Annotated in this window: 16 protein-coding genes and 1 tRNA gene; 8 read left to right on the top strand and 9 right to left on the bottom strand. The window is 37.3% G+C overall.

The features are described from left to right. Nucleotides 1–258: 258 nt before the first annotated feature. Both ACFIKD_RS06400 and ACFIKD_RS06395 read left to right on the top strand, forming a co-directional pair. Nucleotides 259–507: a zinc-finger domain-containing protein gene (locus tag ACFIKD_RS06400; RefSeq protein ID WP_273788196.1), complete on the top strand. Its 249-nt coding sequence runs from the start codon at nt 259–261 to the stop codon at nt 505–507. Nucleotides 508–559: 52 nt separating this feature from the next. Beyond that, entirely contained in the window at nt 560–1,807 is a 1,248-nt protein-coding gene (locus tag ACFIKD_RS06395; protein ID WP_375639027.1) for an FAD-binding protein, read from the top strand. 192 nt (nt 1,808–1,999) lie between these two features. Here the strand turns inward: ACFIKD_RS06395 and dnaE are convergent, their stop codons facing one another. Continuing rightward, the gene (dnaE, locus tag ACFIKD_RS06390; protein WP_375647552.1) at nt 2,000–5,467 is read right to left on the bottom strand and encodes a DNA polymerase III subunit alpha; all 3,468 of its coding nucleotides are present in this window, start codon (nt 5,465–5,467) and stop codon (nt 2,000–2,002) included. A gap of 401 nt (nt 5,468–5,868) precedes the next feature. Here dnaE and recG point away from each other — a divergent pair, with 401 nt between their 5' ends. Then, nucleotides 5,869–7,977: an ATP-dependent DNA helicase RecG gene (gene recG, locus ACFIKD_RS06385; RefSeq protein WP_375647532.1), complete on the top strand. Its 2,109-nt coding sequence runs from the start codon at nt 5,869–5,871 to the stop codon at nt 7,975–7,977. Nucleotides 7,978–8,370: 393 nt separating this feature from the next. On the opposite strand, the gene glmS is transcribed toward recG, so the two are convergent. The 5 genes from glmS to ACFIKD_RS06360 all read right to left on the bottom strand — a co-directional run bounded on the left by glmS (nt 8,371) and on the right by ACFIKD_RS06360 (nt 13,912). Then, nucleotides 8,371–10,194, bottom strand: coding sequence for a glutamine--fructose-6-phosphate transaminase (isomerizing) (gene glmS / locus ACFIKD_RS06380; protein ID WP_375647531.1), 1,824 nt, complete (start codon nt 10,192–10,194; stop codon nt 8,371–8,373). Between the two features lie 172 nt (nt 10,195–10,366). Further along, the gene (gene glmU / locus ACFIKD_RS06375) at nt 10,367–11,716 is read right to left on the bottom strand and encodes a bifunctional UDP-N-acetylglucosamine diphosphorylase/glucosamine-1-phosphate N-acetyltransferase GlmU (protein ID WP_375635886.1); all 1,350 of its coding nucleotides are present in this window, start codon (nt 11,714–11,716) and stop codon (nt 10,367–10,369) included. A 14-nt stretch (nt 11,717–11,730) separates the two neighbouring features. Then, nucleotides 11,731–12,516, bottom strand: a complete 786-nt coding sequence (locus tag ACFIKD_RS06370) for a cytochrome c biogenesis CcdA family protein (protein ID WP_375647530.1) — start codon at nt 12,514–12,516, stop codon at nt 11,731–11,733. A gap of 46 nt (nt 12,517–12,562) precedes the next feature. Then, a complete protein-coding gene (locus ACFIKD_RS06365) occupies nt 12,563–13,549 on the bottom strand; it encodes a carboxypeptidase regulatory-like domain-containing protein (RefSeq protein ID WP_375647550.1) in 987 nt (328 codons plus the stop codon). A 39-nt stretch (nt 13,550–13,588) separates the two neighbouring features. Continuing rightward, nucleotides 13,589–13,912 (bottom strand): HesB/IscA family protein, encoded by a 324-nt coding sequence (locus ACFIKD_RS06360; protein WP_375635885.1) that lies wholly within the window; start codon nt 13,910–13,912, stop codon nt 13,589–13,591. Nucleotides 13,913–14,020: 108 nt separating this feature from the next. Between ACFIKD_RS06360 and ACFIKD_RS06355 the strand changes: the two genes are divergently transcribed. From ACFIKD_RS06355 to ACFIKD_RS06345, 3 genes are all read left to right on the top strand, one after another. Next, on the top strand, nt 14,021–15,223 hold the full coding sequence (locus ACFIKD_RS06355) for a deoxyguanosinetriphosphate triphosphohydrolase (RefSeq protein WP_375647528.1): 1,203 nt from the start codon (nt 14,021–14,023) through the stop codon (nt 15,221–15,223). A 30-nt stretch (nt 15,224–15,253) separates the two neighbouring features. After that, nucleotides 15,254–17,011 (top strand): arginine--tRNA ligase, encoded by a 1,758-nt coding sequence (gene argS / locus ACFIKD_RS06350; protein WP_375629437.1) that lies wholly within the window; start codon nt 15,254–15,256, stop codon nt 17,009–17,011. 151 nt (nt 17,012–17,162) lie between these two features. After that, nucleotides 17,163–19,700, top strand: coding sequence for an SPOR domain-containing protein (locus tag ACFIKD_RS06345; protein WP_375647527.1), 2,538 nt, complete (start codon nt 17,163–17,165; stop codon nt 19,698–19,700). 190 nt (nt 19,701–19,890) lie between these two features. Here ACFIKD_RS06345 and ACFIKD_RS06340 read toward each other — a convergent pair whose 3' ends face one another. Next, the gene (locus tag ACFIKD_RS06340) at nt 19,891–20,163 is read right to left on the bottom strand and encodes a hypothetical protein (protein ID WP_375647526.1); all 273 of its coding nucleotides are present in this window, start codon (nt 20,161–20,163) and stop codon (nt 19,891–19,893) included. A 305-nt stretch (nt 20,164–20,468) separates the two neighbouring features. Here ACFIKD_RS06340 and ACFIKD_RS06335 point away from each other — a divergent pair, with 305 nt between their 5' ends. Further along, nucleotides 20,469–21,575: a branched-chain amino acid aminotransferase gene (locus tag ACFIKD_RS06335; protein ID WP_015856515.1), complete on the top strand. Its 1,107-nt coding sequence runs from the start codon at nt 20,469–20,471 to the stop codon at nt 21,573–21,575. A gap of 104 nt (nt 21,576–21,679) precedes the next feature. Here ACFIKD_RS06335 and glpX read toward each other — a convergent pair whose 3' ends face one another. Together glpX and ACFIKD_RS06325 are read right to left on the bottom strand one after the other, a co-directional pair. Further along, nucleotides 21,680–22,666: a class II fructose-bisphosphatase gene (gene glpX / locus ACFIKD_RS06330; protein ID WP_375647524.1), complete on the bottom strand. Its 987-nt coding sequence runs from the start codon at nt 22,664–22,666 to the stop codon at nt 21,680–21,682. A 143-nt stretch (nt 22,667–22,809) separates the two neighbouring features. Further along, the gene (locus ACFIKD_RS06325) at nt 22,810–24,126 is read right to left on the bottom strand and encodes a homoserine dehydrogenase (protein ID WP_375644743.1); all 1,317 of its coding nucleotides are present in this window, start codon (nt 24,124–24,126) and stop codon (nt 22,810–22,812) included. Between the two features lie 1,253 nt (nt 24,127–25,379). On the opposite strand from ACFIKD_RS06325, the gene ACFIKD_RS06320 reads away from it, so the two are divergent. Then, nucleotides 25,380–25,454, top strand: a tRNA-Glu gene (locus ACFIKD_RS06320). Nucleotides 25,455–25,596: the final 142 nt, after the last annotated feature.

The raw sequence follows: 25,596 nt of genomic DNA, 5'->3' as shown, positions 1-25,596 counted from the left end.
ATGTGTTATCATCATAATAATATATCAATGCCTAACTTTTCTCATCGTGTTTTCATTTAATATTTAAAAATACTTGGAACTATTTCTATGCGCAAAGCGCTAAAAACACGACAATTATTCTAATATAGCATAAAAGGAGGAGAAATTTGTCTTAAAAAGCAGCTTGCATTATTATAAGCTTTATTACAAACTCACGCCTATAAAATAAAAGAGCCCAATTATAGCTGATGAGACAATTTATTCTGGAGTTTGTACGCCATGGCTGATCACAATATTCCCCATTTCCAAAATGACCTTGGATATAAAACAATCGAAATTGGTGTGAAAGAATTTATGTGTGTAGGCGCTACACAACCATTCGATCATCCCCATATCTTTATCGACATGGGAGAAGCAGATGAGAAAATTTGCCCTTATTGCTCAACCCTTTATCGTTATGTTCCCTCGCTATCATACGATCAAACAAACCCAACAGGATGTTTATATCATCCAGAAAAGCTATTATAATCGCGTTTTTGGGCTTTCTTAATAACCACTCTTTTAATTCTGCTTGTTTAATATGGAATCATTTGTGAACCGATCACCCTTCATTGTTGGAGGAGGAATTGCTGGTTTAAGCACCGCTTTAGCACTCGCTCATAAAGGAATTGCAAGCACCATTATCGAAAAGTGTAAGCAACTTGAAACAATAGGCGCTGGTATTCAACTGACACCAAATGCAACATCTATTCTTGCTCGCTGGGAACTTCTTAACAAACTCACTGAAGTCGCGACAATCCCACATTTTCTTGAGTTAAAAGATGGATTATCTTTAAAAATACATCTACGGGCTCATCTTATCAATCTAACAGAAAAATATTGGAAAGCCCCTTATATGACGATCCACCGTGCGGCTTTACAAAAAATTTTATATGATGCAGTGATTGAAAATCCTTTGATCAAATACAAAGCAGGCGAAACGATTGTATCTTCTACCCAATCTGCAACCAACATTAAAATAAAGACAATAAAAACAAATACAACAACAGAACAGCTTCATTCAACGCCCCTCCTGATCGGATGTGATGGAGTTTGGTCAACATTACGGCAACAATCTCCCTTTCATGAAAGAGCAAATTTTAGTGGCTTTATTGCTTGGCGTGCAACAACAACATTTGATAATCTTCCTCAAAAATTTCGTTCTTCATTGCAAAATATGAAGACAATTACAGCTTGGATGGGACCCCAAAATCATCTTGTTGTCTATCCCATTCAATCGTCAGAAAAAATTTTTAATTTTGTCGCCATTACGCATGGAGAAAATTCAAAAGAAGGATGGGCTCATAAAGGAGATAAAGAAAAACTCAAATCTCTTTTTAAAGGTTGGAATTCAAAAATCTTACAAATCTTTGATCATATCGATGAATGGAGCTATTGGCCACTCTTTCAAATGAAACAAAATCGTTTTATCGGCTTAGAGAGACAAGTATTTGTTGGCGATTGTGCACATGCAGCCTTACCTTTTGCAGCGCAAGGTGCCGCTATGGCAATCGAAGATGCTGCCACATTAGCAGAAGCACTTTCATTGAAAGATTTTTCATTAACGAAAGCACTTTCGCTTTACGAAACAACACGCACCCCCCGTATTGTAGCAGTAAAAAAACGCGGAGATTTCAATAGATTAGCCTATCACGCAACCGGTCCTATAGCAATTGCACGCAATCTCATGATGAAAATTCGTACACCAGAGAGCATTATGTCAGATCTCAATTGGCTTTACATGTATGATGCGATGAATTCCATAAAAAATAATGATAAAAACTTATAAAATTCTTCCAGTACTTTGAATATTACGAAAGAAAGAAATTTTTTGACACTATGACACTAAAAAAACATCATAATTCACTCAAATAAAAGCAATATTTTCCGAAACCTACAATCCGATTTTAAATGCTCAATTTTTAGCTCTCTTAAAAGCAAAAACACCACTCAAAATCAGCTCCGATCTTTAATCTTTCTGTTAACTCAATTCTACATCAACAACCCCCTGAATTAATTTCATAGCATTTGCGACATGTGAATTTACCTTATATCGCTTAGGAAGCGCAATTTCGACTTCTCGCAATCCATCCTCTTGAATTAAAATAAGCCCAACCTCTCCATTCCCCCCAAGATTTAAATTTTGTTCAATTTGTGGAAGCATATCAACTGTTTTTATAAAAAGACGCATCATTTTATGCTGTTTTAATGATTCCTTTTCCAACGACTGAATTGTTTCAATTCGCAAACTAACCCCTTCAGAACGATTTTCTGCGCTCACCGTAATAATAAAAGATTTTCCGGGTTCTAGCATCTCTTCATAATCTGAGAGTGCCTCAGAAAAGAGAACTGCTTCATATTGTCCACTTGTATCAGAAAAATGAATAATTCCCATTTTTTTACCAGATTTTGTTTTGCGCACGTTTTTTGCCACAACAGTTCCAGCAAGCCGTGCAGCCGTTGCTCCTCCTTTAACGGCGTTGGCAAAATTAACCCAAGTCTGAATGCGTTTTTTGTTCAGAATAGCTTGATACTCCTCCAATGGATGCGCAGAAAAGTAAAAACCTATAGCTTGAAATTCTCGATAAAGTTTCTCAGCCGGCAACCAAGGAGTTGTTTGCGATAAAATCAATGGTTCTTTTAATCCGCCTGCCATTCCAAATATATCAACCTGCCCGCTAGAATTGTCATCGAGAATACGAAGTGCACGCGCATGAAGGGTTCCAAGATTGGCTAATAAAACCTCACGTGCAATGTTAAAACAATCAAAAGCACCAGCACAAACTAAACTTTCCATCGCACGCTTGTTAACAATACGAGGATCAACACGCGCACAAAAATCTTCCAAATCCTTAAAAATCTTATCCCCACGACAAGCAACAATATGATCCACAACAGTTTCTCCCACTCCTTTAATGGCAGCAAGAGAATAATAAATACAGTTATCACCAACCTCAAAAACACGATGAGATGTTTGTATAGAAGGTGCAATAACTTCAATACCCAGCCTTAATGCTTCACGCCGAAAATCATTAAGTTTATCTGTATTCGTCATATCATACGTCATTGAAGCTGCTAAAAACTCAACGGGATAATTTGCTTTCATATAAGCTGTTTGGTAAGAAACAATTGCATAAGCAGCAGCGTGCGATTTATTAAAACCATAATCGGCAAATTTTGCTAAAAGATCAAAGATAATATCAGCTTGATCTTTATCAACACCACCAGCAACAGCTCCATTGACAAAACGCGTACGCTGTTTTTGCATTTCAGCATGAATTTTTTTCCCCATAGCACGACGTAATAAATCGGCTTCTCCAAGCGAATAGCCAGCAAGCACCTGAGCAATCTGCATCACCTGTTCTTGATAGACAATAACACCTTGTGTTTCTTTGATCAGATGATCGATTTTAGGATGAATAGAAGCAATTTCCTCTTCCCCATGTTTGCGTGCATTATAGGTTGGAATATTCTCCATTGGACCTGGACGATAAAGTGCGACCAGCGCAATAATATCTTCAATACGGTCTGGCTTCATTCCAATCAACGCCTTGCGCATACCAGAACTTTCCACCTGAAACACGCCAACCGTTTCACCACGTGCCATCATAGCATAGGTTACTTCATCATTCAGAGGGATATTTGATAAATCTATTTTAATCCCCTTTCTGGCAACAAAATCGACTGCCATTTTCAAAACAGTAAGCGTTTTTAATCCAAGAAAATCAAATTTTACCAGCCCTGCCTGTTCAACATATTTCATGTTAAATTGTGTAACAGGCATATCAGAACGAGGATCACGATACATCGGGACAAGCTCCCAAAGCGGACGATCTCCGATAACAATCCCAGCAGCATGAGTCGAAGCATGACGATAAAGTCCCTCCAACTGGAGTGCGATATCTAATGCGCGTCCAACAACGGGATCTTTTTTCTTTTCCTCTTCAAATTTAGGTTCATCCTTAATAGCATCAGCCAATTCTACCTGACTTCCTGGTGTGGCAGGAATTAATTTTGTAAGATAATCCACCTGACGATAAGGAACTTCTAAAACACGCCCCACATCACGCAAAACTGCACGTGCCTGTAACTTACCAAAGGTAATAATTTGAGCAACTTGATTACGTCCATATTTTTTTTGAACATATTGAATAACTTCTTCGCGCCGCTCTTGACAAAAGTCGATATCAAAATCTGGCATCGAAACACGATCTGGGTTGAGAAAACGTTCAAAGAGAAGAGAAAACCGCAATGGATCAACATCAGTAATCGTCAATGCATAAGCAACAAGTGAACCAGCACCAGAACCCCGTCCTGGTCCAACGGGAATATCATGAACCTTTGCCCATTTTATGAAATCTGAAACGATAAGAAAATATCCAGAAAATTGCATACGCGTAATAACTGAAATTTCATAATCAAGCCGCTGCTCATAATCTGCAATCGTATACCCTTCAGCCAATCCAATTGTTTCAAGCCGCATCTTCAAACCAGCTTTAGCCTGATTTAACAACTCACTATCTTCTACTTCCAAAGTATTTTCTGAATTAGCAGATTGTTCTATAAAACGAGGCAATATCGGTTTTCGAAGAGGCGTGGCAATATGACAACGCAATGCAATTTCAACACTATTTTCTAAAGCTTCTGGAAGATCAGAAAAGAGTGTAACCATTTCATCTTGTGACTTCAAATAATGATCTGGCGTCACACGTTTGCGATCTGGATTAGAGACTATTTGTCCTTCTGAAACAGCCATCAGCGCATCATGCGCTTCATACCCTTCTCTCTTCAGAAAAAAGGCTTCATTTGTTGCAACAAGAGGAATTTCATGCGCATAAGCCAATTCAATAAGATCAGCTTCTACTCTCCGATCATAAGAGCCATGCCGTTGTAATTCCACATAAAGACGATCAGCAAAAGATTTTTTCAAATAAATTAAGCGTTCAACAGCATGTTCTTTTTTCTCTTCTGCCAAAGAAAGATTAATAGGTCCTCCCTTGCCTCCCGTTAAAACAATTATTCCTTCACTGTGTGCCGACAACCAATTAGCTTTAATATGAGGAGGATCAGTATCACGTTTATCAAGATAAGCACGGCTCACAAGACGAACCAAATGAGCATAACCGGTTTCACTAGCAGCCAACAGAACAATAGAGCAAAAATCAGAAGGATTACGCCATTTAGCCAAACGTGAATGATCATTTTCATCACAAAAATCAACAGTAAGCTGACAACCAATAATAGGTTGGACCCCATGAGAAAGACAATACTGTGAAAATTCCAAAGCACCAAATAAATTATTGGTATCGGTAATAGCAACCGCTGGTGCATGATCTGAAATCGTCTGTTGAATAATTTGGGGGATTTTTAAAGCCCCTTCGAGCAAGGAATAAGCTGAATGCACTCTCAAATGAATAAAGCGAGGAAGAGAATTTTTGTTCTCTTGCATTTTATTTTTATTTTTTACCACTCTCACAATTTCCCACTACAAAATAAATGCCAAACAGCACCCCTTATAAAAGAAAAAAACTTCTGTTTATCATAACTTTAAAGCTATAAATTCATCATCCTACATAGGAGCAATATTCCAATTTTATTAATATTTATAAGAGAATTATATCAAGAAAATGCTTCTATTCACAGCAAATAAACAGCTAAAATAAAAAGAAAAATAATATAGCTCATCTAAGCACTTTAATTTTAGCTCCCTTTTATTGTATTTATCTTTAAACATTAATTTTCTTCCTAAAATTCAATGTGTAAGTAAAGCAACCTCCTCTTTATAACTTTATCCCCAAAAAGCTCTTCTAAAGGTCTAGAAAAAACAAAAAGAGCAGGTTAAATTTGCTCATGCCTCCAAGTCTTCTTACCCCTCTTTTTAATTCTATTCGAACTCTTTCTGGTATTACACCTAAAGTCTATGGTTTACTGACCAAACTCTTAAATGTTAATCCTACACAACGCGAAGCAACTCTTATTGATCTTCTTCAATTAATGCCTCATTCCGTCATAGACCGCAGAATGCGTCCCAACATTGCTTGTGTAACAGAAGGAGACACTGTTACACTCGAAATTATCATCGATCAACATCAACCACCGCCCCGTGGTCACAACAAAATCCCCTATCGTGTTATTGCCCATGATCAAACAGGAAAAATAAATTTAGTCTTTTTTCACGCTCAGCCTCTTTGGCTAAAAAAACAACTCCCTGAAGGAAAAAAAGTCACTGTATCAGGAAAAGTTGAATGGTTTAATGGACAATTTTCAATGGCGCATCCCGACTATATTGCTCCAAGCGAACAATCAAATCAGATTCCTCTCATCGAACCTGTCTATCCCTCTACTGCAGGACTAACTGCAAAGACACTAAGACGCGCCATACAAAACGCTCTTGATTTTATTCCTCTCCTCCCAGAATGGATAGATGAAAATGTGAAAAAACAGCAAAATTTTTCTTCTTTTTCTGTTGCTTTACGCCGTATCCATGCGCCCATTAATACCAACGATCTATCCTTAGAAAGTACAGCACGCAAACGTCTTGCCTATGATGAATTGCTCGCTTGTCAATTGGCGCTAGGACTCGTGCGTTTGAAAACCAAATCTCTTGTTGGCACTTCTCGACCATCAACAGGAATTTATACTAAAAAATTGCTTAATGTCCTCCCCTTTCAACTCACAACCGGACAAAAAAAAGCAGTAGAAGATATCGCGAAGGATCTTGCTTCGCCAGAACCGATGCTAAGACTGCTTCAAGGTGATGTAGGCGCAGGAAAAACTGTTGTTGCATTGATGGCAATGGCACAAATTGCTGAAAATTCAGGACAATCAGCTTTAATGGCACCAACCGAAGTGCTTGCCAGGCAACATTTTTCCACCATTGCTCCTCTTGCCGAAAAAGTCGGATTACAAACAACTCTTTTAACAGGACGAGAAAAAGGGAAATTGCGGACAAATATCTTGAATGATATTCAATCAGGTCAAGTTTCTATTATCATCGGAACCCATGCTCTCATACAAAACAGCATTACTTATAACAATCTTGCCTTAACCATTATCGATGAACAACACCGTTTTGGTGTCCATCAACGTATCGCTCTTACAGAAAAAGGCAATAAACCTGATATGCTGGTTATGACCGCCACGCCCATTCCGCGCACACTTGTCTTAACAGCTTTTGGTGATATGGATGTATCTAAAATTACAGAAAAACCAATGGGACGACAACCCATTACAACAGCAATGCTTTCTTTGAAACGTCTTCATGAGCTTATAGAGCGAATCGCAATTGCATTAGAAAAAGGAGAAAAGCTCTATTGGATTTGTCCTTTAGTGGAGGAATCGACAGCTCTTGATCTCACTTCAATTGAAAACCGCTTTGCATTTCTCCATGAACGCTTTGGTGCACACGTTGGTATGATCCATGGAAAAATGTCTACAGCAGAAAAAGAAGCCGCTATGGCATCTTTTAAATGTGGAAATACACGTATTTTAGTTGCAACCACCGTCATTGAAGTGGGAGTAGATATTCCAGATGCTTCGATCATTATCATCGAACACGCGGAACATTTTGGCCTTTCACAATTGCACCAATTACGTGGACGTGTAGGACGAGGCAATAAAAAATCTTCCTGCATTTTGCTCTATAAAGATCCACTGACTAAAACAGCAGCAACACGCCTTAATATTATCCGCAATACAGAAGATGGTTTTGAAATCGCTGAAGAAGATTGGCGCCTGCGAGGCGAAGGAGAGCTTTTAGGTACCAAACAATCCGGAGTCCCTGAATTTCATATAGCAAACCTTGCAGTTCATAGCGATCTTTTGTCAATGGCAAGAAAAGATGCTCGTTTATTTTTACAACGCGATCCTCATCTTTCTTCTCAGCAAGGACAAGCTTTACAGTTGCTGCTTTATCTTTTCGGACACGATGATGCTACACGCCTCTTGCGAGCAGGATAACAAAGCCCCTCTAATAAAAAATTAAAATACCTCTCTGTTCAAATACGATTTTCTCTCTTAGAATAAACCATAAATGATCTATACAATCCCTTACCATCTTTATGCTTCATGAAAGAGTGACAAACCAACAACAGCATCTTTTCTTTCAATCTAAATTATTCTTGCATTAAAACAGTAGAAGAAATATTGCGCCTTTTTCTATCATTATATTCACATAGCTGATCCATTTTTTGACAGGTCAGAAAATATTTTTTATTTTATCGTAAAGAATTTAGAAAGAAAAATCCCGTCTCCGATATTCTCGTTCAACAGAGAAAAGTGAAAAAAATAAGCTATCATTATAAATCAATTTCTTACACTTGATTATTCTCCCAAAGATTCAGAAATATACTTTTATTCAACCGTGACTGATTTTGCTAAATTACGGGGTTGATCGACATCTGTTCCTAATAAAACAGCCGTATGATAAGCGATTAACTGAACAGGGAGTGCATAAATAATAGGAGAAATAAATTCTGGAACTTCTGGCAAAGTGATCGTTGATAAAGTCTTAAGACAAGCTACTTCTGCTACTTTTTTATCGGTTATTAAAATAATACGACCATTACGTGCTACCACTTCTTGCATATTAGAAAAAGTTTTTTCAAACCACCGATCATAAGGTGCAACAACAATAACAGGTATTGTCTCATCCACCAAAGCAATTGGTCCATGCTTCAACTCACCCGCCGCATAACCTTCAGCATGAATATAAGAAAGCTCTTTCAGTTTAAGGGCTCCCTCCAAAGCAATCGGATAAGAAGTCCCACGTCCCAGATAAAGAACACTTTTTGCATTCACTAAATCACGACAAATACATTCAATTTTGCTCTCTAATTTTAAGACCTCATTTAAAATACGTGGAACTTCTGCCAATTGTTGAACCAATTGCTGTTCCATTTGAACCGAGAGATAGCCACGTTGTTTAGCAGCACTAAGTGCTAGTGAAGCAAGCGTTGCCAATTGACAGGTAAAAGCTTTTGTTGACGCAACACCAATTTCCGGTCCGGCAAGTGTTGGGAGAATAAAATCAGCCTCCCTTGCCATTGTTGATTGCTCTACATTCACAATTGTTGCTGTTTTTACACCCCGCTCACGACAATAACGCAAAGAAGCCAATGTATCAGCTGTCTCACCAGATTGAGAAACAAACAGCGACAACACATCAGACGTTATAGGAGGTTCACGATAACGAAACTCCGAAGCAACATCATTATCAACACTTAAAGCGGCAAATTTCTCAAACCAATAGCGCGCAACTAAGGTTGAATAATAAGCCGTTCCACAACTCGCAAAAAGGAGACGATGAATATTTTTCCAATCAATCAAATTCTCAAATGATCGAACGGCATAATTTCCAAGATCAAGATAATGCGCCAAATTATGAGAAATCACTTCAGGTTGTTCAAACATTTCCTTGTGCATAAAATGACGATGATTACCCTTAGAAATCAATAAAGCCTCTTCAAGTAATGTTGTCACAGGACGTTTTACCGGTTGATTATATACATCATAAATTTTGACGCCTTCCCGTGTGAGAACAGCCCAATCCCCATCTTCCATATAGCTAATATGATCAACGAATGGTGCCAAAGCAATCGCATCTGACCCCACAAAAAATTCATCTTTTCCATAACCAATTGCCAGAGGTGGACCAGAACGAGCCGCAATCATAAGGTTATCTTCACCTTCGAAAATAAGAACAATAGCAAAAGCCCCCTGCAGCCTTTTCCAACTGGTACGTACAGCTTCTTGCGGAGAAAGACCTTCTTTTAATGCACGCGTTATTAAATGTGCAATAACTTCCGTATCCGTCTCTGTTTCAAAGATATAACCATCTTCTATGAGTTCCTTTTGCAATTCTACAAAATTTTCAATAATACCATTATGAACAATCGCAAGCTTTTCAGTCACATGGGGATGCGCATTGCGTTCAACAGCAATTCCATGCGTAGCCCAACGGGTATGACCAATCCCTAAACTTCCCTCAAGAGGTGTTTTTTTTAATTTTTCTTCTAAATAAACAAGCTTCCCCTCAGCACGTACACGATAAAGATGCCCATTATGGACTGTTGCCACCCCAGATGAATCATACCCTCTATATTCAAGACGTTTTAACCCCTCAACCAAAGAGGACGTAACACACCTCTTTCCAATAATTCCAATAATTCCACACATTAAAAAGCTCCAACCCACATCTTAAGATTTAAATCTTATAAAACAATCCAACAGCCTTTATTTAAAACTATAAATAATAAAATAATTCAAACATGGAGTACGGCAATCTTTAAGAATAAACATCCTATCCATCGTTAGATTCACACGAAACAAAGGAATAGACTGAAAATAATCATTTTTTCTGTTTGTTTTCTAACAAGCGCTCTCGAAATTTTGTCGCATAGCCCTCTTTTATAACCTGTCGTGCACGCCCAAAAGCCATACTGTTCATAGGAATATTTTCAGTAATAACACTTCCTGAAGCAACATAAGAGCCATCCCCTATTACTAATGGGGAAACAAGTGCCGTATTAGACCCAACAAAAGCATAATCACCAATCATGGTTTTATATTTGTTAAATCCATCATAATTGCAAGTAATCGTACCGGCTCCAATATTGGTATGTGCACCAATTTCGGCATCACCAATATAACTTAAATGATTGATTTTAGAAGATTCTCCTACCTTAGCTTGTTTGACTTCACAAAAATTTCCAATCTTTACGGACTTCGCCAACTCTGTTCCAGGACGCAAACGTGCATAGGGACCAATCTGTGCATCCTTACCAACCACAGCACCCTCGAGATAACTAAATGCATGAATAACAGCACCAGATTGTACTTTCACGCTTAATCCAAAATAAACATTTGGTTCTATCACAACCCCTGGTTCAATTTCTGTATCATAAGAAAAATAGAGTGTCTCTGGTTTTAAGAGTGTAACACCCGATAACATTAAATCGCGCGCTTTACGTTTTTGCCACAAAGAATCAGCCTCAGAAAGCTCAAGACTGTTATTAATTCCTACAATATCTTCAAAAGGAACTTCAACAACACGCACATCTAATCCTTCGCGTGTTGCAAGAGCAGCAATATCTGTTAAATAATATTCTTTTTTCACATTGTTATTACCAACCTTCTCTAAAAGAGAAAGTGCATGTTTTCCACGCATAGCGAGTATTCCACCGTTACAAAAAGAAATCTTTTTTTCTTCATCGCTAGCGTCTTTTTCTTCTACAATTGCGATCAATTGACCATTTTTCTCGAGAAGACGCCCATAACCTGTTGGATTTTGGGTATGAAAACCTGCAAAAACAACATCTGCTCCATCAGCAAGCTGTGCACGCATTTGGTGCAATGAATCTTGCTGAATGAGAGGCGTATCCCCCAAAACAATGAGAATATCATCCACTTCCTTTTGCAAAGCTAAACGAGCAGATAAAACAGCATGAGCTGTTCCTAAACGCGCTTTTTGTTCAAAAATCATCGCATCTTTTACAAATGACTGAACAACGTGCGTAACCTCCTTAGCACCAAATCCCACAACGACTGCTAATTGTGAAGAGCCTGCCAATTCTATTTGTTTTAGAACATGGCATATAAGAGGCAATCCAGCAATTTTATGAAGTACCTTAGGCAGAGACGATTTCATGCGTGTCCCTTCACCTGCAGCAAGAACAATAGAAAGACAACTTCTAACCATAAAAACACATAAGACTAACGAGAAAATCCAAAAAAATTCATAATATCGTACCAACGAATATCTTCAATATAACTCAACGAAGGATAATGTTCTAAAAGCCAAAATGAAAGATCCTGCATAGAGCCTGTTAAAAACAAAATCCCTGTAAGAATAAGAAAAACACCAATAATTTTTTCAACTTTTCCTAAATGAATACGAAAAGCTCCTAAAAATCGCATAAAACTGCTCGAAAATAAAGCTGCCAACATAAAAGGAATAGCAAGACCTAATGCATAAACCGCTAATAGAACAGCTCCCTCTCCCACAGTTTCTTTTGTTCCAGCAAGCGTTATAATAGGGCCTAAAATGGGGCCAATACACGGTGTCCAACCAAAAGCGAAAGCTAACCCAATAATATACGCGCCTAAAGGACCAGCAGGTGTTTTTTTGGTCTGAAAACGCGCTTCACGAAATAAAAAAGCGATCTTGAAAATCCCCAAAAAATTTAAACCAAAAATAATAATGACAATTCCAGCAGCAAGGGCGAACCAATCACGATAATAACCGATGAATTTCCCAATTGTGCTAGCACTGGCACCTAAAGCAACAAAAACAGTCGTAAACCCGAGAACAAAAGCAATAACAGAAGACAATAAAGCCCACCGTATAAAGACTTTCTCATCACGATTTTCTGAACGAAAATCATCAATACCAACACCTGCCATATAGCACAAATAAGGAGGAACTAATGGCAAAACACAGGGCGACAAAAAAGAGAGTGCCCCAGCAAAAAACACACCAACTGTTGAAATTTCAATCAAAACTCATACCCCGTCTCTCATCATAGTTTACCCCCATAAACAACGATCAATCCACATCTTCATCAATTCGTTGCATATTTTGCTCATTCGCCACCACACTTATATCTTCATCATGACCAGAAACGACTGAAAAAACTTTTTGATAGATTTTATCTTTATTTTTAGCAATTGCAATATACTCTCCCTCCGCTAACACGAGTGAAACATAAGCACCAACTGTTTCATAAACGATATCACCAGAATCATTGGCAAGAGACCAACTTGTATCTGCAAGCGCTTCCCCTCCTTCTTGTCGTACCAGCTTTAAGACAATCTGAGCAGCCTGATGTTCAAGGGTAACTTCTGTCATTTTACCAGCATCCACTTGAATATCCGAACGAGCCGTCGCATTAATAGAACCATAATGGGAAGCAACATGGTAGCGGCCAGCTTTTAAACGCACAACTGATTGGGGTTTAACATTTGATAAAATCACCCCCGTATCATCATTTTCTTTTTCATCCTCATAAATGGTAAAACGTAATTCCTTTTCATTCATTACACCATTGAGCAGTGTTGCATTTAAAATGACTCCACCAGCCTCAAGATTAAAGTTTTTTACAAGACTCTGTCCGTTTTCTAGGCGAATATGGCGCACAGCACTCATATGACCAAATGAGACATGAACAAGATAACTTCCTGGTTCGAGATCAAAACGCGCACTTCCCCCCTTATAGGTTGCCACTAATGGTAATTTATTATCAATCCCTAGAATAGGGGCATAAACCCGCCAGACAAGCCCTTTTTCAATATCCGGATGACTATTTATTAATCGAGCATTCAAAATGAGTTGTGTTTGAGATGCTAAATTTTCTTTTCCCTGCTCTTGAGACTTTACAATAAAACTCCTTGATTGTCCCTGCTGCTGATCTTGCCCTTCTTCTTCAGAAAAAGCACAGTGACTCCAGATCAATAAAGTAAGCACCACGCACAACCATACACATCGGTGCACTATTTTTATAAGAATACCCATTTTCACATTGTTGACCAACATGATATTTTTTTCAAGAAACAATATCACAAAGCCATCATTTTAGATTGAAAAACTTACACCACAACCACATGATGAAACAGCATTGGGATTGTGGATTTGAAAAGACTGCCCCATAAGATCATCAACAAAATCAATCTCAGCTCCTTCCATGAAAGGAAGTGATAGTAAATCAATAAACACAACTGCCCCATTTTTTTTGAGAACGAGGTCATCTTTACACATGTCAGAAACCAAGTCATATTTATAAGAAAAACCAGAACACCCACCACCTTCAACAGAAATACGTAATGCTATTTTATCGGGTTCACGCAAAAGTATCTGTGCAATTTTTTGGGCAGCAACATCTGAAATTTTCACATTCATTTTATATATCCTTGCATTAAACCATCAAGAAAGAGTATCCCATACTCAAAGAGAAGTTTATTTGTCATAAACCACTCTCAATTTTAAGATGATAATGGGCAGCTTGCAATGGATATAGGCACTATCAACTTCAATTACCAATCTCGAGCAGTGTACAGTGCTCATCCGCAAACAAGCCGTGGTAGATTATTCCATGAAACGATGAGCACCACACGCTCACCTTTTCAACGAGATAGAGATCGTATTATCCATTCTAATGCATTTCGACGTCTTAAACATAAAACGCAAGTGTTTATTGCTGATGAAAGCGATCATTATCGTACTCGCCTAACCCATTCCATAGAGGTCTCTCAAATTGCAAGAACATTAGCCCGTGCCCTGTGCCTTGATGAAGACCTTGCCGAAGCCATTGCCCTTGTTCACGACTTTGGACACACGCCCTTTGGCCATGCTGGAGAAGATGCACTTAATGAAGCCATGGTACATTATGGCGGCTTTGATCATAATGCACAAGCATTACGCATTGTCACAAAACTAGAACAGCGCTATGCAAATTTTGATGGACTTAACCTTACATGGGAAACCCTCGAAGGACTTGTAAAGCATAATGGTCCTCTTTTAGGTCCTCACGCGAAGAATAAGGAGGTTCCTATCGATATTTTACAATACAATGCAGAGCAAGACCTTGCACTCGATTGTTTTGCAGGACTAGAAGCGCAATGTGCTGCTATTGCAGATGATATCGCATACAATGCGCATGATATTGATGATGGTCTACGTTCGCAATTTTTAACACTCGATCAATTTGAACATGTTTCACTAACAGCAGCAATATTAAAAGATATAACAGATGAGCATCCCCACCTCGACCAAGCGCGTCGCGGTTACACACTTGTACGAAGACAAATAACAACCATGGTTGAAGATGTTATCAAACAATCACAAGAAAATTTAGCACGCATCAAACCAACAAGCATAAACGATATTCACCAAGCAAAACAAACTATTGTCACCTTTTCACCAACAATGACCGTTTATGAAAAAGAACTAAAAAACTTTTTATTTAAAAATCTTTACTACCATGAACAAGTTCTTAGTCGTCGCAATGCAGCAAAATGCATTGTACAAAAATTATTCAATTGTTATTATGAAAATCCAAATACAATGCCTGAAAGTTGGCAGAGCAAAACAGTGCACTTAAAAAATCAAGAGTTAGCACGTTTGATTGCTGACTTTCTTTCAGGCATGACAGATCACTACGCTCTACGTGAATATCACCGTTTATTTGACCATACAGATAATTTCGTCTAATGGCTTTTGGCATCATCATGGAAGCTAAATATGAATATCTTTAAAAACTTCGAAAAAAAAATTAAGAGATCAATTGAATTATCTGATATAAAAGGAAAAAATGGAGAAGATCTAGATTTATCAAAAATCACTGTTGATCCTCCGCGTGATTCCTCCCATGGTCATTTATCAACCAATGCTGCTATGGTGCTTGCAAAATCTATTGGAATCAATCCACGTGCACTTGCAGATAAAATCATAGAACTTCTTAAAAATGATTCCTCTATCGAAAATATAGATGTTGCCGGTCCTGGTTTTATAAACATAAAGCTTACAAAATTATTTTGGCAAGATGCTATAAAATCCATGCTTGAATCAGGCACTTCTTATGGTCGTATCCCAATGGGACAAGGAAAACGCGTCAATGTTGAATATGTCTCAGCAAATCCGACAGGACCAATGCACGTAGGACACTGCCGCGGAGCGGTTGTTGGAGATGTTCTCTCCAATTTGCTGCAATTTACGGGCTATAACATTACGAAAGAATATTATATCAATGATGCTGGTCAACAAATCGAAGTCCTCGCCCACTCTGTACTATTGCGCTATCGTGAGGCTCTTGGGCAAGAAATTAATGAAATTCCAGAAGGGCTCTATCCTGGAGAATACTTGATACCATTGGGACAATCACTTGCTCAAGAGTTTGGTGACCAACTCCTCACGATGGATAAAGATGAAGCCTTATCTCTTGTGAAAGAACGTGCAATTCATGCAATGATGACCATGATTCGCGAAGATTTGGCTGCTCTTAATATTTATCATGATATCTTTTTCTCTGAGCGAATGCTTTATGCAGATAATGCACGCGCCATTCGTAACACCATCAACGACCTCACTTTAAATGGTTATATCTACAAAGGAAAACTCCCCCCTCCCAAGGGACAAAATACAGAAGATTGGGAACCAAGTGAACAAACTTTGTTCCGTTCAACAAATGTTGGTGATGACCAAGACCGTGTTTTAGTCAAATCTGATGGTTCTTACACTTATTTTGCTGCTGATGTTGCTTATTTTCGGGATAAATTTAATCGTCATTTTGATGAAATGATTTATATTCTAGGCGCAGACCATGCTGGCTATGTAAAGCGGCTAGAGGCAATGGCAAAAGCAATTTCTGGGGATAAAGCTAAATTAAGCGTCTTCTTATGTCAATTGGTAAAACTTTTTCGCAACGGTCATCCTGTACGCATGTCAAAAAGAGCGGGATCTTTTGTCACTCTACGGGATGTTGTCGAAGAGGTTGGGCGTGATCCTGTGCGTTTTATGATGTTATACCGTAAGTGTGAAGCACCTCTTGATTTTGATTTTGCAAAAGTAACAGAACAATCAAAAGATAACCCCATCTTTTACGTACAATATGCAAGTGCACGTTGTCACTCAGTCTTTCGTCAAGCACAAGAAGCGCTTCATATTAAAAACTTTTCAAATGATACATTAATCGCCCATCTTCATCGATTAACAGATGACCATGAAATATTGTTAATACGCAAACTTTCTGAATATCCACGTATCATTGAACAGGCCGTCGTTCATAAGGAACCGCATCGATTAGCGTTTTATCTTTATGACCTTGCTTCCAGCTTTCACACCCATTGGAATAAAGGGAGTGAAAATCTCAATTTACGCTTTATTCAACCTGATGATAAAGAGTTATCCTTTGCAAGATTGGGGTTGATACAAGCTGTTATCAATATTTTATCATCAGGACTTACCATCATAGGAGTCGAAGCACCAATAGAAATGCGTTGAAAAAGTTCTATAAATACATACAATAGGTACTCTATTGATAAACTTTTTCATGTATCCTTGCATGAGAGGGGGAAAATTTATAATTTTAATATAACAAATCAAAATCAACCATTGATTGCACGCAGATGCAAATCACCATGTGAGAAAAGCTATGAGCGATAACGATCGCAAAAATCTACACGAAACAAAACACGATCATGAACACCATGATCCTTTGGAAAGGCTTACGCGCATTTTTAATCCGCACAAACAAAGCGGAAACCAAAATGAGCAATCTTCTTTACAGACAGATCGATCAACATCTCACCCCGAAACATCATCCCATGATGATGATTTTGATTTGTCCTTTCTAGAAGAGGAACTTGAAAATAATTTAGCACATGACTTACCGTTTGATGATCAAAAAAAACAATGGGACTTGCATGCAACCAGCAACGCAACAGCCTCAGATATTGCACAAACTGTTTCTTTCAACCATTCAAAACAAAATAATTTATCTGAAGAGAAATATTCTTCACCTAGCAGTCATGATGAAGAACAAATTTTAGATGAGCTTTCTCCATTACCAATCCCAAAGAATCAATCCCCTCAACAGAAAACAACAGCAACCAGTGCTGATCCGTTTCTTAAAAAAAGTAATCTTATTTCACAATCAGAATCAGAAAATTTCTTTTTTGATAAATCTGAAAGGCGCGAAAATAAGAAAGAGATTCCAGAATCTGTTGAACAAACCAATCGTTTTTCACAAACAAATTCACAACAGCCTAAAACTACGAATATACAACAAACTTATGATGACAATCAAAACCTCTATGACACTCCTGTAAACCATCCCTATAAAATTTCAGCTGATCAAGAAATTTGGACCAAAAAAGATTATTCTGATGTCTCCTCTTCTTATCCTGATGTCTCCTCTTCTACAGAGGCAAATGAGTTTTTCTCATCTTCTAACCTTATGTCAGAAAGACAAAACACTGCAAGAAATCAAACAAAAAGTACCTTCTCCTCACCTTTGGGTTCTCCACCAGTTGATAGACAATCTTATTTAAAGGGGGCTTCACAAGAAGATCATACAACCCATTATCCCCATTTTTTTGAAGAAAACCCCTCACAACAAGAAACTTATAGCGAAAAAGTTCCAATATATAATGAGGCTCAAGCCCAATACATCAATAACACCGAAGGTACCTCTAACCCAAATAGAGAAATTTCATATAATGAAAATAATTCAGATGAGTTTCTTTCCTCATCAGCCTCTTTGAATACAAAACAAACGGATGGCTTTTTTGCCCATAACTATACGCACAGAGATACTCCCCCTCCCAATGTTGATACTTATAAATTTTCAGAGGAAATCGTAGAAAAAACTGGCCCTATTATGGTTCCAGAAGTCCCGTATGAAGCGCCAGAATATGATGTGCCAACTAGTGGTGGTTTAGAAGAAGAATTTGCTGATGTACTTAATGTAGGAAATGTCCCAACGGATAATTTTTCTCAAAAACAACAGAAAAATGAGGTTTTTAGTGAAGTTTTTCATCAGTCTATGCAAAATTCAAAAGAAGGTGTTTATATAAACTCTAAAGAACAAAATTCCGACTATTTTTCTTCTGCCAATATGGAATATAATTTTCCCCCTTTTAGCGAGAATTCATCATACACAAGCTCAGATGAGGTTCCCACGCATCCACCAGCTCCTCCTCCCTTAAAAAGTTTTATTTTTGGTAAAACTTTCATTAAAGGTATTTTTATACTTATTTTAATAGGAATTGGATTTGCTGGTTATTCGCACTTTTTTATGCCATCACAAAAAAATGAAGAAACGATCATTATCCACGCTGATAATTCGCCTTTTAAATTCAAACCAGAAACAACTGAACCGAAAAATGATGTTGTACATAATTTAGATATCTATAAGCAAACAACTGAACAAAATGAAAAACAAGAAAACACACAACAATTTCTTATTGATAGCTCTGAACAACCTGAAAATTTAAAAGAATTAAATCCTGAAGAATCTTCAAACGCTTCATCTTCGTCTTTAAATGAATCTGATGTTGAAGATGCAGTCACAGAAGCCATAAACCATACTATTCCCACGCAAGAAGTACAAACTGTTATTGTAAATCAAGATGGTACAGTTACACTAGCTCCCGTACATCAAACAAAGAGCAAAACTGCTGCTCAATCTGAAGAAAACATTGATCAAACTCCTAATGAACTTCAAGATTCGTCCCTTGTTTCGTCGCATGATTCTGATATAAACAATCAAGAAATAGACCTTGATCTCAAAAATAATATTGATAAAATAATCGCAGAAAATACTTCTAGCTCAAATATTGAAGAAAAATTTATCCCTATTCCTTCTCATGCAGAAAGAAATACACAAGTTGAAACACCCGTCGCATCTCGCCCCACATCACCAAACAGAGTCGCAGCACAAAATTCAGAAAGTTATTACGTACAACTTGCATCTCAGCCAACGCATGAGCTAGCTAGAAGTTCTTTAAAAAATATGAAATCTAAATTTGGATTCCTTATCGGTGCCCGTTCTTTAAATATTCAACCCGCTTTTATACCAGGAAAAGGTACTTATTACCGTGTCCGGATTCAAACACAAGACCGTAATGAAGCCATAATCCTTTGTGAATCTATTAAAAGTTCCGGAGGAAGTTGCTTCATCACACGCTAAACCAATAATGCAACGGTTTTTAAAACCGTTGCATTATTTATTTCCATACCATTTAATTACTTATCAAAAACTTCAGAAATTAAAATCGTCTAATCTTTTTTATGTCTCTTTTTATGTCTTTGTGCTGACTTTATTCTTTAATCTACGTCGATTTTCGTCCTATCTAAAAGATTATATTTATGAAAAATCACTACGTACCCTTATAAGTGTAAGGTACAGAAGGAAGCGAATTTAAATCTTTTTGGGGTGTCGTTACGCTTTGGCTTGTTTCTGGAGTATTATAACGCGAACTATGTTCAGGAGATTTTGCAAAAAAAGATCCTAAAAAACCAAAAACAAACCAGATAATAACGACCGCAAGAAGAATAGCAAAAATACCCTTAGCAATTGAAACACGTTGTTCACTATCTCTTCTTTCTGCTGCCATACGTTCTTCATATGTGTGATAATTTTTATCAATCATAGTAGATTCCTTTTCTCAATTCCCTTACCTTTTAATTTCTAGACAATATGCATATATGAAATTATTCAGATACTTATTTTGAGAAAACGATAATTATAGAAAAAAGTTCCAGCTTACTTCATAAAGTTGAGAAAAAGAGGCGAGTGTAGAATTAAAATATCTATCATAGCCTTTGAATTCTATAATAAACCTCTTTGTGTTCTATAATAAAACATTGACACAAAGGTTTTGTTAATAATAGAGTTGTGATCAAAATATCTCATTATTTTTATTAATAAAAATGAAACATACTCAAAAGGTTTTTTATGAAATCTCCTATATCGTCGCTTCCCTTTAAAATAGAAAAACACCCATCTCCTCTGTCAGAAGAAAAATGTGAAGAAATTTTAAAAAATCCCGGTTTTGGTCAATTTTTTACAGACCACATGTGTACTATTCAATGGACTGAAGACAAAGGCTGGCATAATGCCATCATTTCTCAATACAAAGCTTTAGAAATTAACCCTGCAAGTACCGTTTTACATTACGGACAGGAAATTTTTGAGGGTTTAAAAGCATATCGAGCAAAAGATGGGCGCATCTTGCTCTTCCGTCCTGATGCCAATGCACAACGCTTTATAGAATCAGCGAGGCGTTTAGCTATGCCAGAATTGCCAAAAGATATTTTTCTGGATGCCGTTCATCAATTAGTAAAAATTGATCAAAAATGGGTTTCTGATCATCCCAACGCTAGCCTCTATATCCGTCCATTTATGTTTGGCAATGAAAACTTTTTGGGAGTCCGCCCTTCTCAAGAATATCTTTTTTGTATCATAGCCTCTCCAGTTGAATCCTATTTCAAAGGAGAAGAAAAATCTGTCAGTGTATGGATTGAAACAGATTATAGCCGCGCTGGTCCAGGGGGCACAGGCGCTGCAAAATGTGGCGGAAACTATGCAGCAAGCTTACTGGCACAAAAGTGTGCAACGCAAAATAATTGTAGCCAAGTACTCTTTCTTGATATGATTGAACATAAATGGATTGAAGAACTTGGTGGTATGAATGTCTGCTTTATTATGGCAGATAGTACACTTGTAACCCCTGCGCTTAACGGCACTATTCTTCCAGGGATAACTCGTGATTCAATCTTAAGATTAGCTCAACAAATGGGATTAAAAATAGAAGAGCGTCCTTATTCTTTTGCAGCGCTTCAAGAAGATGCAAAGAGTGGACACCTTAAAGAAGTCTTTGCTTGTGGTACAGCTGCCGTTGTCACATCAATTGGTCGTTTTAAATATAAAGGGGGAGAATTTATTATTGGAAATGAAACAGTTGGAGAAGTTACAAAGCAGCTTCGTACACAATTGGTTGGCCTTCAAAAAGGGAACATAGAAGATAAAAATGGCTGGGTTCATTCTGTCCAGCTCTCATAATAATAAGATATTCTCATATCTATAAATGCTTCCATGAAAATAGATTCATGGAAGCGTATTTCCTAAAAAACTCCCTCTATTTTTAATGACGAAAAAAGAAAACATTAATCAAATTTTGGATGATCTCTATGCTGCGCTTTAATATTACGGACTGTACCCGTATGGGAGCGCATTACGAGAGTTTCCGTTTGAATGTAACGAGATGTAAATTTAACACCAGAAAGCATATTGCCATCTGTCACCCCTGTTGCTGCAAACAAAACATCACCCTTTGCCATTTCTTCCATTGTATAAGCTTTATTGGGATCACTAATCCCCATTTTAGCTGCACGAGCAATTTTCTCTTCTGTATCTAGCAGCAAACGACCTTGCATCTGTCCTCCAATGCAGCGCAAAGCAGCAGAAGCTAAAACACCTTCAGGTGCTCCCCCAATCCCCATATAGATATCAATACCTGTTTCTTCTGGATCAGTTGTATCAATAACAGCAGCAACATCTCCATCCCCAATCAAGCGAATCGATGCCCCTGTCGCTCGTACTTCATTAATTAATTTTTCATGACGAGGCCTATCCATAATACAAACAACAATCTGATTAACAGCCACTCCTTTAGCCTTCGCAAGAGCATGGATATTATCGGTAGGACAAGCATCTATATCTACTACTCCCTTTGGATAACCAGGACCAATAGCAATTTTTTTCATATAAACATCAGGAGCGTAAAGGAGATTACCTTTTTCAGCAATTGCAACTACTGCCAAAGAATTGGCAATATTTTTAGCACAAAGTGTCGTTCCCTCTAATGGATCAAGTGCAATATCGATCGCCAATCCACTTTGAAGACCTACTTTTTCTCCAATATAAAGCATAGGCGCTTCATCCCGCTCACCTTCACCAATCACCACTGTACCATCAATAGGCAATCGATTAAGTTCCTGCCGCATTGCATCTACAGCAGCCTGATCCGCAGCTTTTTCATCGCCACGCCCGCGCCAGCGTGCAGCAGCAACAGCAGCACGTTCAGTAACACGTACCAATTCAAGCGTCAAAATACGATCAAGTCCATTTAAAATCTTCTGAGTTGTGGGCATATGAAAAAATCCTACCGAATGAATACCAGAAAAAATATGAGTCCTTATTAAATACTAAGAATAAAGTTTTTGGCAAAGATGAAAATTTTCCACAAGAGATAAAAGAACTCAAGCTTGCCTTTTTGTCATTATCAAGAAAGTTATCAATTCTCTGCCATAGGCTCAATACGAATAAATTGAGATTTTGCAACAAGATGTCCATCTTTTTCAATTTCTGCAAGTGCCTGTCGTACATTCACCTCTGTTGTTTCATGCGTAATTAAAATAATTGTTTTTTCAATTTGATCTTCTACAAAAGATCTTTGAACAATCGACTCCAATGAGATGTGATTATCAGCCATATGCCTTGCAACCGCGGCAAAAACACCAGTACGATCATGAACATTTAAACGAATAAAATAACCCCCTGCATGATGAGAAATACGTGCTTTTTTATGAGGAGTAAGTTCTAATGCTGGACGTCTTAAAACAGGTGCATACTGAAAACCAGAACGCGCTTTTGCTATATCAGCCAAATCACCAATAACGGCTGATGCTGTTGCCATTCCTCCGGCGCCAGGACCAGAAAACAGTAATTCACCTAATAAATCACTTTGAATAGAAAGAGCATTGGTTACGCCATTTATCTGTGCAATCATTGAAGATGTTGGTACCATTGTCGGATGAACGCGTTGCTCTATTCCAGAATCCGTTTTTAATGCAACCCCTAAAAGCTTAATCCGATACCCTAATTCATCAGCTGCTCGAATATCAATTTGCGAAATATTATGAATTCCTTCAACATAAACATCATCTAACGAAACAGCTGTTCCAAATGCCAAGCTTGTCAACAAAGCTAATTTATGAGCAGTATCATTTCCCTCAATATCAAAACTTGGATCTGCTTCAGCATACCCAAGTCTCTGTGCATCTGCTAAACAATCTTTAAATGAAAGACCTTCCGTAAACATGCGTGTTAATATATAATTACAGGTTCCATTGAGAATACCATAAATTCGAGATATGTGATTACTGACAAGTGATTCTCTCATCGCTTTGATAACAGGAATTCCCCCTGCAACAGCTGCTTCAAAATGAAGAAAAATACCTTTTTTTTCTGCAATTATAGCCAGCTCTACTCCATGTCGAGCAAGAAGGGCTTTATTGGCTGTTACAACATGATGTCCCGCCTCAAGCGCTCTCTTAACAGCGGTGTACACCACATCCAATTCACCACCAATTAACTCTACAAAAACATCAATCTCATTAGAAGCAGCCAACTCCACAGGTGAATCAAACCATTTTATATCACTGAGATCAATTCCACGATTACGGTTTTTATCGCGCGCACTAACAGCAACGACTTTGATAAATCGCCCACATTGACAAGCTAAACTATTCGCTTTTTCACATAGAGCTCGAACAACTGAAGTACCAACCGTACCAAGTCCCGCAACACCAACTTTTAAAGCTTCTGCCATTATTAACCACTGATCCCTATCTTCACTGAAAAATCGTTTAAATGATGTGCCAATCAACACAAAGAGTACTTACATCCATAAGAACAAAAGAAATACTCCGCTCTATTCACTTCATGTTCTCCAATAGAATTATCCCCGCTTGTTCAATCAACATTCCTAAAAATATAATATTTATTGTCTTCAAAGATTTCAGAATCTTTATAAAATATCTAATTCAGAATAAAAATCTGTAAAACTGATAAATGCAAGTTGCCATAAAGAAAAGTTCTAAAAAATAATCAATAACAAGTTAAAGAATATTAAGGACTTAGTAAGAAAGAATAAAAACATCTCTTCTAAATTAACAAATACGGAACAAAAAACATTCTTTCATATGATAAATTAAGAGAATGGATAAAACAAAGTAGATCAGTAAATAATAACACATTTCTTCCTACCATTCCATAGTTTGAAATATAAATCTTTAATGCAAAAATCTTAATGCACTTATATATCAAAATAGAACCTTACATTAAAGTAAAAAACAAGACTTAATATGTGCACACCATAATTCTGAAATGTTATAAATATGGAGAATAAATTTGCAAAACTCAAATATTTTACCTAAACTTACTGCCACCCCTTTGAAAAACTAGCGAATTGAAATGACAAAAACCTCAATCTACCCTTTACCCATGCTAATTCATTTTCAAATAAATAACCTTCTCAACATTTGAGGGAACAAATGAAGGGGTTTTAATTTTAATTTCCTTATAAACATGTAAAAGTAAAGATAAGAAAAATATTTTTAATATATTCTGTAAAAATTGCTTTAATATTTTCATTTTCATCATACAGAATCTATTTATATTTTTAAAACTGAAACTAAGCTATGGCTTATGCCTCAAAAAACTTTTGTATGATTGGTATTATTTGTTTATTTGGTAATAAATATTGTCTTTTTACTTCACAAATTATACAGTTTTTTGCTTTATGATAAGTTCAAATGAGAAATCTTCTGTATAAAGGCTCTTTCAGGCAAGTTAAATAATATTCTCATGTGCAAGCAAAGATAACAAACGATAAAATATGCAAAAAATAAACACATTTAAAATAATATTTTGATCATTTTTGCCTACTACTCAAACTGAAAAGAAACAATCCAAACAGGAATTGCTCAAAAATTATTCAATAAAACACACTTTTTTCAAAAAAAATGACACAGAGGGCTTGCGAAGTAAAAAGATCCTCTCTATAAGCCTCATCAATGGTTTGCGCCCATCGTCTAGCGGTTAGGACATCGCCCTTTCACGGCGGAAACAGGGGTTCGATTCCCCTTGGGCGTACCATGTTTCTTTTTACTGTACACAATCTATTGATTTTATATATCTTTTTTAAAGTACGGGATACGTGGATAAAAGTTAGGGAATAGGATTTTCTAACATTTCTCTATAAAGCACGCTTCGCACAATGTTTCTAATGTTTCTTTGA

It is taken from the genome of Bartonella sp. CR84HXZ (assembly GCF_042194535.1).
GTDB classification, from domain to species: domain Bacteria; phylum Pseudomonadota; class Alphaproteobacteria; order Rhizobiales; family Rhizobiaceae; genus Bartonella; species Bartonella grahamii.
This window is presented reverse-complemented; position numbering and strand designations above follow the sequence as displayed.

Excerpts from the sequence above, each read along its gene's own strand:
- ACFIKD_RS06400 (WP_273788196.1), top strand. The coding sequence starts at position 259 with ATGGCTGATCACAATATTCCCCATTTCCAAAATGACCTTGGATATAAA.
- ACFIKD_RS06395 (WP_375639027.1), top strand. The coding sequence starts at position 560 with ATGGAATCATTTGTGAACCGATCACCCTTCATTGTTGGAGGAGGAATT.
- dnaE (WP_375647552.1), bottom strand. The coding sequence starts at position 5,467 with ATGCAAGAGAACAAAAATTCTCTTCCTCGCTTTATTCATTTGAGAGTG.
- recG (WP_375647532.1), top strand. The coding sequence starts at position 5,869 with ATGCCTCCAAGTCTTCTTACCCCTCTTTTTAATTCTATTCGAACTCTT.
- glmS (WP_375647531.1), bottom strand. The coding sequence starts at position 10,194 with ATGTGTGGAATTATTGGAATTATTGGAAAGAGGTGTGTTACGTCCTCT.
- glmU (WP_375635886.1), bottom strand. The coding sequence starts at position 11,716 with ATGGTTAGAAGTTGTCTTTCTATTGTTCTTGCTGCAGGTGAAGGGACA.
- ACFIKD_RS06365 (WP_375647550.1), bottom strand. The coding sequence starts at position 13,549 with ATGTTGGTCAACAATGTGAAAATGGGTATTCTTATAAAAATAGTGCAC.
- ACFIKD_RS06360 (WP_375635885.1), bottom strand. The coding sequence starts at position 13,912 with ATGAATGTGAAAATTTCAGATGTTGCTGCCCAAAAAATTGCACAGATA.
- ACFIKD_RS06355 (WP_375647528.1), top strand. The coding sequence starts at position 14,021 with ATGGATATAGGCACTATCAACTTCAATTACCAATCTCGAGCAGTGTAC.
- argS (WP_375629437.1), top strand. The coding sequence starts at position 15,254 with ATGAATATCTTTAAAAACTTCGAAAAAAAAATTAAGAGATCAATTGAA.
- ACFIKD_RS06345 (WP_375647527.1), top strand. The coding sequence starts at position 17,163 with ATGAGCGATAACGATCGCAAAAATCTACACGAAACAAAACACGATCAT.
- ACFIKD_RS06340 (WP_375647526.1), bottom strand. The coding sequence starts at position 20,163 with ATGATTGATAAAAATTATCACACATATGAAGAACGTATGGCAGCAGAA.
- ACFIKD_RS06335 (WP_015856515.1), top strand. The coding sequence starts at position 20,469 with ATGAAATCTCCTATATCGTCGCTTCCCTTTAAAATAGAAAAACACCCA.
- glpX (WP_375647524.1), bottom strand. The coding sequence starts at position 22,666 with ATGCCCACAACTCAGAAGATTTTAAATGGACTTGATCGTATTTTGACG.
- ACFIKD_RS06325 (WP_375644743.1), bottom strand. The coding sequence starts at position 24,126 with ATGGCAGAAGCTTTAAAAGTTGGTGTTGCGGGACTTGGTACGGTTGGT.